This window comes from Yinghuangia sp. YIM S10712 (genome assembly GCF_051388935.1).
GTDB lineage: Bacteria > Actinomycetota > Actinomycetes > Streptomycetales > Streptomycetaceae > Yinghuangia.
Map to the genome: position 1 here is coordinate 438,215 of NZ_JBPKBI010000003.1, position 7,385 is coordinate 445,599.

Consider the following 7,385-nt stretch of genomic DNA (forward strand, 5'->3'; position numbering starts at 1 on the left):
GCCCCCCGTTTCGGGAGGGCGCGGCCGACGGCCGTCATGCGTTCACGCGTACACGGGGGCGCGGCCCGTCACGCCTCGGCGGTCAGCTCCGCCGCGACCAGCTCGGCGATCTGCGCGGTGTTGAGCGCGGCACCCTTGCGCAGGTTGTCGCCGCACACGAACATCTCCAGCGTGTTCGGGAAGTCCAGCGCCTGCCGGATGCGTCCGACCCACGTGGGGTCGGTGCCGACGACGTCCGCCGGGGTCGGGAACTCGCCGCTCTCGGGGTCGTCGCACAGCACGACGCCCGGTGCCTCGGCAAGGATCTCGTGGGCACGCGCGACCGTCACATCGCGTTCGAACACCGCGTGCACGGCCAGCGAGTGCGTCGTGATGACGGGGACGCGCACACAGGTCGCGGAGACCTTGAGGTCCGGCAGACCGAGGATCTTGCGCGACTCGTTGCGGACCTTGAGCTCCTCGGACGACCAGCCGCCGTCCTTGAGCGACCCCGCCCACGGCACGACGTTGAGCGCGAGCGGCGCCGGGAACGGCCCGAACTCGCCGACCGCGCGGCGCACATCGCCCGGCTGCGTGCCCAGCGTCGCGGAGCCCGCGACCTTCGCCATCTGCTCGCGCAGCGTGTCGATGCCCGGCTGACCGGCACCGGACGCCGCCTGGTACGACGACACCACGAGCTCGCGCAGACCCAGCTCGGCGTGCAGCGCACCGAGCGCCACGACCATGGTCAGCGTCGTGCAGTTGGGGTTCGAGATGATGCCGCGCGGACGGATCCGAGCCGCCGCCGGGTTCACCTCGGGCACCACCAGCGGAACCTCGGGGTCCATGCGGAACGCGCCGGAGTTGTCGACCGCGACCGCGCCCTTCGCGGCGGCCACCGGCGCCCACTGCGCGGACACCTCGTCGGGCACGTCGAACATCGCGACGTCGACGCCCTCGAAGCACTCCTCGGACAGCGCCTGGACCTCGACCTCCTCGCCCCGCACCACCAGCTTCTTGCCGGCCGAACGGGCGGAGGCGATCAGGCGGATCTCCCCCCAGACGTCCTGACGCGTCGAAAGCAGTTCGAGCATCACGGTACCGACGGCGCCGGTGGCGCCGACCAGGGCGAGAGTGGGCTTGCGGGTGCTCATCGGCCGGTACCTCCGTAGACGACGGCCTCTTCGGACTCCGCGTCGAGCCCGAAAGCGGTGTGGACGGCCTGGATCGCGGTCGGCACCTGGTCGGCGCGGCAGACCACCGAGATGCGGATCTCCGACGTGGAGATCAGCTCGATGTTGACGCCGGCGTTCGACAGCGCCTCGAAGAACTCCGCGGTGACGCCGGGGTGCGAGCGCATGCCCGCGCCGACGAGGGAGACCTTGCCGACCTGGTCGTCGTACTGCAGCGCCTCGAAGCCGATGCTGTCCTTGATCCTGGTCAGCGAGTCGATGGCCTTGTGGCCGTCGGTCATCGGCAGCGTGAAGGAGATGTCCGTGCGCCCGGTGGACGCGGCGGAGACGTTCTGCACCACCATGTCGATGTTGATCTCGGCGTCGGCGACCGCGCGGAAGATCTTCGCGGCCTCGCCGGGCTTGTCCGGGACCCCGACAACGGTGACCTTGGCCTCGCTGGTGTCGTGGGCGACACCGGAGATGATCGCCTGCTCCACGTCGTCCCCTTCGGACTCGCTTCGTACCCACGTGCCCTCAAGCCCTGAGAAGGACGAGCGCACGTGGACGGGCATGTTGTAGCGGCGGGCGTACTCCACACACCGCAGGTGCAGCACCTTGGAACCGCTGGCGGCCAGCTCCAGCATCTCCTGATAGCTGATCTGCTTGATCTTGCGGGCCTTCTTGACCACGCGGGGGTCGGCGGTGAAGACGCCGTCCACGTCCGTGTAGATCTCGCAGGCCTCGGCGTCGAGGGCGGCGGCCAGGGCGACGGCGGTCGTGTCGGACCCGCCGCGGCCGAGGGTCGTGATGTCCTTCGTGTCCTGCGACACGCCCTGGAAGCCGGCGACGATCGCCACGGCGTCCTCGTCGAGGGCGGACCGGATCCGGCCGGGCGTCACGTCGATGATGCGCGCTTTGTTGTGGACCGAGTCGGTGATGACGCCGGCTTGGCTGCCGGTGAACGACCGCGCCTCGACACCGAGGTTTTTGATCGCCATCGCCAGCAGCGCCATCGAAATCCGCTCACCGGAGGTGAGCAGCATGTCGAGCTCGCGTCCCGCAGGCATGGGGCTCACCTGCTGCGCGAGATCGATGAGCTCGTCCGTTGTGTCACCCATCGCGGACACCACGACGACCACTTCGTGGCCGGCCTTCTTGGTGTCGACGATCCGCTTGGCGACGCGCTTGATGCCTTCGGCATCGGCAACGGAGGAGCCTCCGTACTTCTGCACGACAAGGCCCACGTGCGCTCCTCGTTTCGTGATTGCTGCGGTCGGCACAGTCTAACGAGGCATGCGGACGACCCCACCTCTATTCACATACTGAGACGAACGTATTACTTTTCGAACAATGCGCCGTCAATCCCGGTGAAAGTGCCGTACGGACCACCGAAACCGGGAAAACGTCCGGTTCCGGTTGTCCGCTCGGCGTTCCGGAGGAACCGCTCAGCCGCCGTTGGTCGGCCCGCCGAGCACGACCGCGTCATCCAATTGCTCCGCCAACTCGTCGGCGAGCTCGTCGCCGATCGCGTCGTCGACCGCCACCTCGATGCCGTCGTCGGCGGCCGTGTCGAGCCGGGCGTGCGCGACCACCGATTGCAGCGCGCGCAGCACCGCACTCGCCGTCGCACCCCAGTTCGCGAGGTACGAGAACTGCCACCACCACAGCGCCTCGGTGGTCCGCCCGGCCCGATGGTGGGCGAGACCGTGCATGAGGTCGGTGACGACGTCGGCCATGTCGTCCGAGATACGGAAGGCCACGGGCTTGGGGCGCGGAACGTACGGGTCGAAGACCTCGTAGTAGACGTCGATCGGTTCGAGCAGCACGGAAAGCGAGGTGCGCAGCGCGTCCACATCGGGGTCCGGCCCGGAATCCGGCTCGAAGCGCTCGTCGGGCACGACGTCGGCGATCGCGCCGAGCCGACCGCCGGCGAGCATCAATTGCGAGACCTCCAGCAGCAGCATCGACACGGCGGCGCCGGGCTCCTCGCCGCGGGCCACCTCCGTGACTGCCACCACGAAGCTCTCGATCTGGTCGGCGATTTCCGCGGTGAAGTCGGTCAGGTCGTCAGACATCGAGCAGTCGTCTCCCCTCAAAGGCACGCCCGAGGGTCACCTCGTCGGCGTACTCCAGGTCACCCCCCACCGGCAGCCCGCTCGCCAGCCGGGTCACCTTGAGACCCATCGGCTTGCACAGGCGGGCCAGATATGTCGCCGTCGCCTCTCCTTCCAGATTCGGGTCGGTCGCGAGGATCAACTCGGTCACCGTGCCATCGGCAAGCCTCGTCATCAACTCACGAATGCGCAGGTCATCGGGGCCGACGCCTTCGATCGGGCTGATCGCGCCGCCGAGCACGTGGTATCGGCCGCGGAACTCGCGGGTCTTCTCGACCGCCACGACGTCCTTGGATTCCTCCACCACGCAGATCACCGCGGGGTCCCGGCGCGGATCGAGGCAGATACGGCACTGCTCGGCCTCGGCGACGTTGCCGCAGGTGCCGCAGAAACGGACCTTGTCCTTGACCTCGACGAGGGCGTTGACCAGGCGGCGGACATCGGCGGGGTCGGCGGCCAGGAGATGGAAGGCGATGCGCTGCGCGCTCTTCGGACCGACGCCGGGCAGGCGGCCCAGTTCGTCGATGAGGTCCTGAACGGCGCCTTCGTACACCTGCGAACTCCTCGGTCTCGTCGGTCGGTTCGTTTCTGCTGTCGGTGTCGCCGCGCCGTGCCCCGCATCCCGTTGCGGCCCGCCGCCCTCATCGTCTCGTGTCGGCGCCGCCTTCGCACCGTCCGCGGGGACGAGCCTGCCGGGCGGTCCCGGGCCGTGCGCGGCGGCGCGGCCCGGGCACCCGCCGCGCTACTGGCCCGGCGGCAGTTTCAGCCCGCCGAGCCCGCCGCCGAGGCCGCCGGCGCCACCGCCCAGCCCCTCGGCCAGTGGGCCCATGACCCGCACGGCCATTTCCGAGGCCGCCCGGCTCGCGTCGCGCACCGCGGCAACGATGAGGTCGCCGAGCGTCTCGGTGTCCTCAGGATCCACCGCTTCGGGCGAGATCTCCAGAGCGAGAAGCTCACCGGAACCGCTGACCGTCGCGGTGACCAACCCGCCGCCGGCCGTTCCCTTCACCTGCGTCCGCGCAAGTTCCTCCTGCGCGGCCGTGAGTTCCTGCTGCATCTTCTGGGCCTGCTGCAACAACTGCTGCATGTCGGGCAGGCCGCCTTCGGGAAACACCTGGGGCACCCTTCGTCGCTGTCCGTGGCAGCCCGGGAAATGCGGCTGCCACCACGGCTTGAGCCTACGGGGTCGGGCCGTTCGGGGGAGGTGAAGAGTCACGCGGCCCGGCGCCCGGTCGGCGCCCCGCGGGCACGGTCGGCCCCGCACGGTCGCCGGCGCGGTGACGGGTCAAGGACCGGAGGTCTCCTCGATCACGGTCGCCCCCAGCTCCCTGGCCAGCAGTTCCTGGCCGGACATCCCGCCGAGGTGCACTGCTTCGTCTTCGGGTGAGGCGGCGTACGCGGACATCCCCGCGGTCGGGACATCGGCCGGAATCGGCTCGTAATCGGCCGGGCCGGGCCCGTAGTCGTCCATCTCGTAGGGGTCGGCGTACGAGTCGTCCGGCGGTGGCTCGTCGGGGCGCGGTGCCTCGGGCGGGAGCGCGGTGGCGGTCGCAGCCGCCGGCGCCGGACGGGCCGCCGCGCGGACGGGCGTCGACGGCTCACGCGACTGTGACTGTTGTTGCTGAGGTGACGTTTGTGGCGCGGGGGGTTGTTGGGCACGCGGCTGCCACTGTTGCGGCGCTTGGTTGTGCTGCTGGGCCTGCTGTTGCGGCGGGCGCGAGGTCGACGGCCACGCGCCCGGTGCCTGCGTCGGCGCCGGGGGTTGTGCCGGGCCGCCCTGCGCGGGCGCCGCCGCGCCCGAGGGCGGAGAGTATGCGCGCCCCCCGCCGCCGGAGCCGCCGGCCCCGCCGGGCGCCGGTCCGCCGCCGGTCCCGGGATCGACGATGCACTCGATCCGCCAGTCCACGCCGAACGCGTCGATCACGGCCTGGCGCAGCACTTCGTCGTGCCCGCTGTTGACGAACCCGTCGCGAGCGCCGGCGTGTTCGAACCCGACCTGGAGCGTCGTACCGTCGAATCCGGCGACGTTCGCACGTTGGAGCAGCACCCAGGTGACCCGCTTGCGGCGCGCCACGGCCTCGATGATCTGCGGCCACATCCCACGGACGCGGTTGATGTCGCCGCCTCCGCCCGCAGGGGCCTGCGGTGACTGCGGTGACTGCTGGGACTGCGGTGGCTGCTGGGGTTGCCGCTGGTTTTCCTGCTGCTCCTGCGGCGGCTGTTGCGGCGGACGGGAAGCGGTCGGCCACGCCCCCGGGGCCCGCCCCCCGGTCCCGTGTGCCGCCTCCGGCACGTGCCCATGAGCCGACTGCGGCTGCGGCTGCGGAGCCGACGGGCCCTGCTGCGGCACCGCGGGCCCGGGCGGCACGTCGGGCACACCACCGGTCGGGCGGGCGGGCGGCTGCCCGTAATCCGCCTCGTGCCCCCCGCGCACTCCGCCGCCGAAACCGACACCGGCCGCGCCTCCGCCCGGCACGCCCAGGTCGGCCCGCCGCTCCAGCCGGTCGAGGCGCGCCCCGAGCGCCTGCTCGTCGGTGCCCGCACCCGGCAACAGCACGCGCGCGCAAATGAGTTCGAGCTGGAGTCGGGGCGACGTCGCGCCGCGCATCTCGGTCAGACCGGTGTTCACGATGTCGGCGGCCCGGGTCAACTCGGTCTGGCCGAACGTCCGCGCCTGCGCGGTCATCCGCTCCAACTGGTCCCCGGGGACGTCGATGAGCCCCTTGTCCGCGGCGTCCGGAACGGCCGCCAGGATCACCAGGTCGCGCAGGCGGACCAGCAGATCGGCCACGAACCGCCGCGGATCGAAACCGCCTTCGATCACCCGGTCGATCACCTGGAACGCCGCCGCGCCGTCCCGGGCCGCGAACGCGTCGGCAATGTCGTCCAGCAGCGCGCGGTCGGTGAAGCCCAGCAGCGACGTGGCCATCGCGTACGTCACGCCGCGCTCGTCCGCCCCCGCGAGCAACTGGTCCATGACCGACATCGAGTCGCGTACGGATCCCGCGCCGGCCTGCACGACCAGCGGAAAGACCGCCTTCTCGACCGAGACGCCCTCCTCGCCGCACACCTTCTCCAGGTAATCGCGCAGCACGCCGGGCGGCACCAGGCGGAAGGGATAGTGGTGCGTCCGCGACCGGATGGTCCCGATGACCTTCTCGGGCTCGGTCGTCGCGAAAATGAACTTCAGGTGCTCCGGCGGCTCTTCGACCACCTTCAACAGCGCGTTGAAGCCCGCCGACGTGACCATGTGGGCCTCGTCGATGATGTAGATCTTGTACCGCGAGTTGACCGGCGCGAAGAACGCCTTCTCCCGCAGGTCACGCGCGTCGTCGACACCGCCGTGCGACGCCGCGTCGATCTCGATGACGTCAATGCTCCCCGGCCCGCCGCGCGCCAGATCCTGGCACGACCGGCACTCCCCGCACGGCGTCGGCGTCGGCCCCTGCTCGCAGTTCAGACACCGCGCGAGAATCCGGGCACTGGTCGTCTTCCCGCACCCTCGGGGCCCGCTGAACAGGTACGCGTGGTTCACGCGGTTGTTCCGCAGCGCCTGCTGCAAGGGATCGGTCACATGCTCCTGCCCGATGACCTCGGCGTAGGTCTCGGGGCGGTAGCGGCGGTAGAGGGCAAGCGACACGACCACGACGATAGCCGTGCCGAACGACATCCGACGCCGCACCGGCCCGGCCGGCACCCGCCGCCCCGGCGTACCCACCGCCTCGGCCACCGAACGCCGCACCCTCCCGGCCACGGCCTGCCCCCATCCGCCCCGCAGCCGCCGTCAGGGCACGCAAAAAGACCCCCCGCGCACCCGACAGAGCCCACCTACCCTTGCTGCCTTCCGGCCCTGGGGGGGTTCAGCAGGATGCCGCCACGCGGGAGGCCCGCCCCAACACTACCCGACCCCAACCCCTCCCCGCGCCGCCCCCACCCACCCCCGATATTCGTGCACGACCACCCCGAACCCTCCGGTAAGCTTTCCGGCGGAGGATTCGCCTAGTGGCCTAGGGCGCACGCTTGGAAAGCGTGTTGGGGGCAACCCCTCACGAGTTCGAATCTCGTATCCTCCGCCAGCCTGAACAGGCAAAACGTCGGCCCGGACCATCACGGATGG

Annotated in this window: 6 protein-coding genes, 1 tRNA gene and 1 other RNA gene; 1 reads left to right on the plus strand and 7 read right to left on the minus strand. The window is 70.7% G+C overall.

All coding sequences use genetic code 11. The features are described 5' to 3' along the window. Nucleotides 1-68 precede the first annotated feature (68 nt). The 7 genes from ACRX5W_RS11385 to ffs form a co-directional block, all read right to left on the minus strand. Complete coding sequence (locus ACRX5W_RS11385; RefSeq protein ID WP_436787905.1) at nucleotides 69-1,133, minus strand: aspartate-semialdehyde dehydrogenase; 1,065 nt, start codon at nucleotides 1,131-1,133, stop codon at nucleotides 69-71. Then, on the minus strand, nucleotides 1,130-2,398 hold the full coding sequence (locus ACRX5W_RS11390; RefSeq protein WP_436787906.1) for an aspartate kinase: 1,269 nt from the start codon (nucleotides 2,396-2,398) through the stop codon (nucleotides 1,130-1,132). Before ACRX5W_RS11390 ends, ACRX5W_RS11385 begins: the two co-directional genes overlap by 4 nt. A gap of 201 nt (nucleotides 2,399-2,599) precedes the next feature. Beyond that, a complete protein-coding gene (locus tag ACRX5W_RS11395) occupies nucleotides 2,600-3,229 on the minus strand; it encodes a DUF5063 domain-containing protein (protein ID WP_436787907.1) in 630 nt (209 codons plus the stop codon). Beyond that, on the minus strand, nucleotides 3,222-3,821 hold the full coding sequence (recR, locus tag ACRX5W_RS11400) for a recombination mediator RecR (RefSeq protein WP_436787908.1): 600 nt from the start codon (nucleotides 3,819-3,821) through the stop codon (nucleotides 3,222-3,224). Before recR ends, ACRX5W_RS11395 begins: the two co-directional genes overlap by 8 nt. A 189-nt stretch (nucleotides 3,822-4,010) precedes the next feature. After that, entirely contained in the window at nucleotides 4,011-4,382 is a 372-nt protein-coding gene (locus ACRX5W_RS11405; protein WP_436787909.1) for a YbaB/EbfC family nucleoid-associated protein, read from the minus strand. Nucleotides 4,383-4,553: 171 nt separating this feature from the next. Further along, on the minus strand, nucleotides 4,554-6,938 hold the full coding sequence (locus tag ACRX5W_RS11410) for a DNA polymerase III subunit gamma and tau (RefSeq protein WP_436788048.1): 2,385 nt from the start codon (nucleotides 6,936-6,938) through the stop codon (nucleotides 4,554-4,556). Nucleotides 6,939-7,062: 124 nt separating this feature from the next. After that, nucleotides 7,063-7,159: signal recognition particle sRNA small type (gene ffs, locus ACRX5W_RS11415), an RNA gene on the minus strand. Between the two features lie 97 nt (nucleotides 7,160-7,256). Between ffs and ACRX5W_RS11420 the strand changes: the two genes are divergently transcribed. Beyond that, nucleotides 7,257-7,344 (plus strand) — tRNA-Ser (locus ACRX5W_RS11420). Nucleotides 7,345-7,385: the final 41 nt, after the last annotated feature.

Coding starts and splice junctions, on each gene's coding strand:
- ACRX5W_RS11385 (WP_436787905.1), bottom strand. CDS start 1,133: ATGAGCACCCGCAAGCCCACTCTCGCCCTGGTCGGCGCCACCGGCGCC.
- ACRX5W_RS11395 (WP_436787907.1), bottom strand. CDS start 3,229: ATGTCTGACGACCTGACCGACTTCACCGCGGAAATCGCCGACCAGATC.
- ACRX5W_RS11410 (WP_436788048.1), bottom strand. CDS start 6,938: ATGTCGTTCGGCACGGCTATCGTCGTGGTCGTGTCGCTTGCCCTCTAC.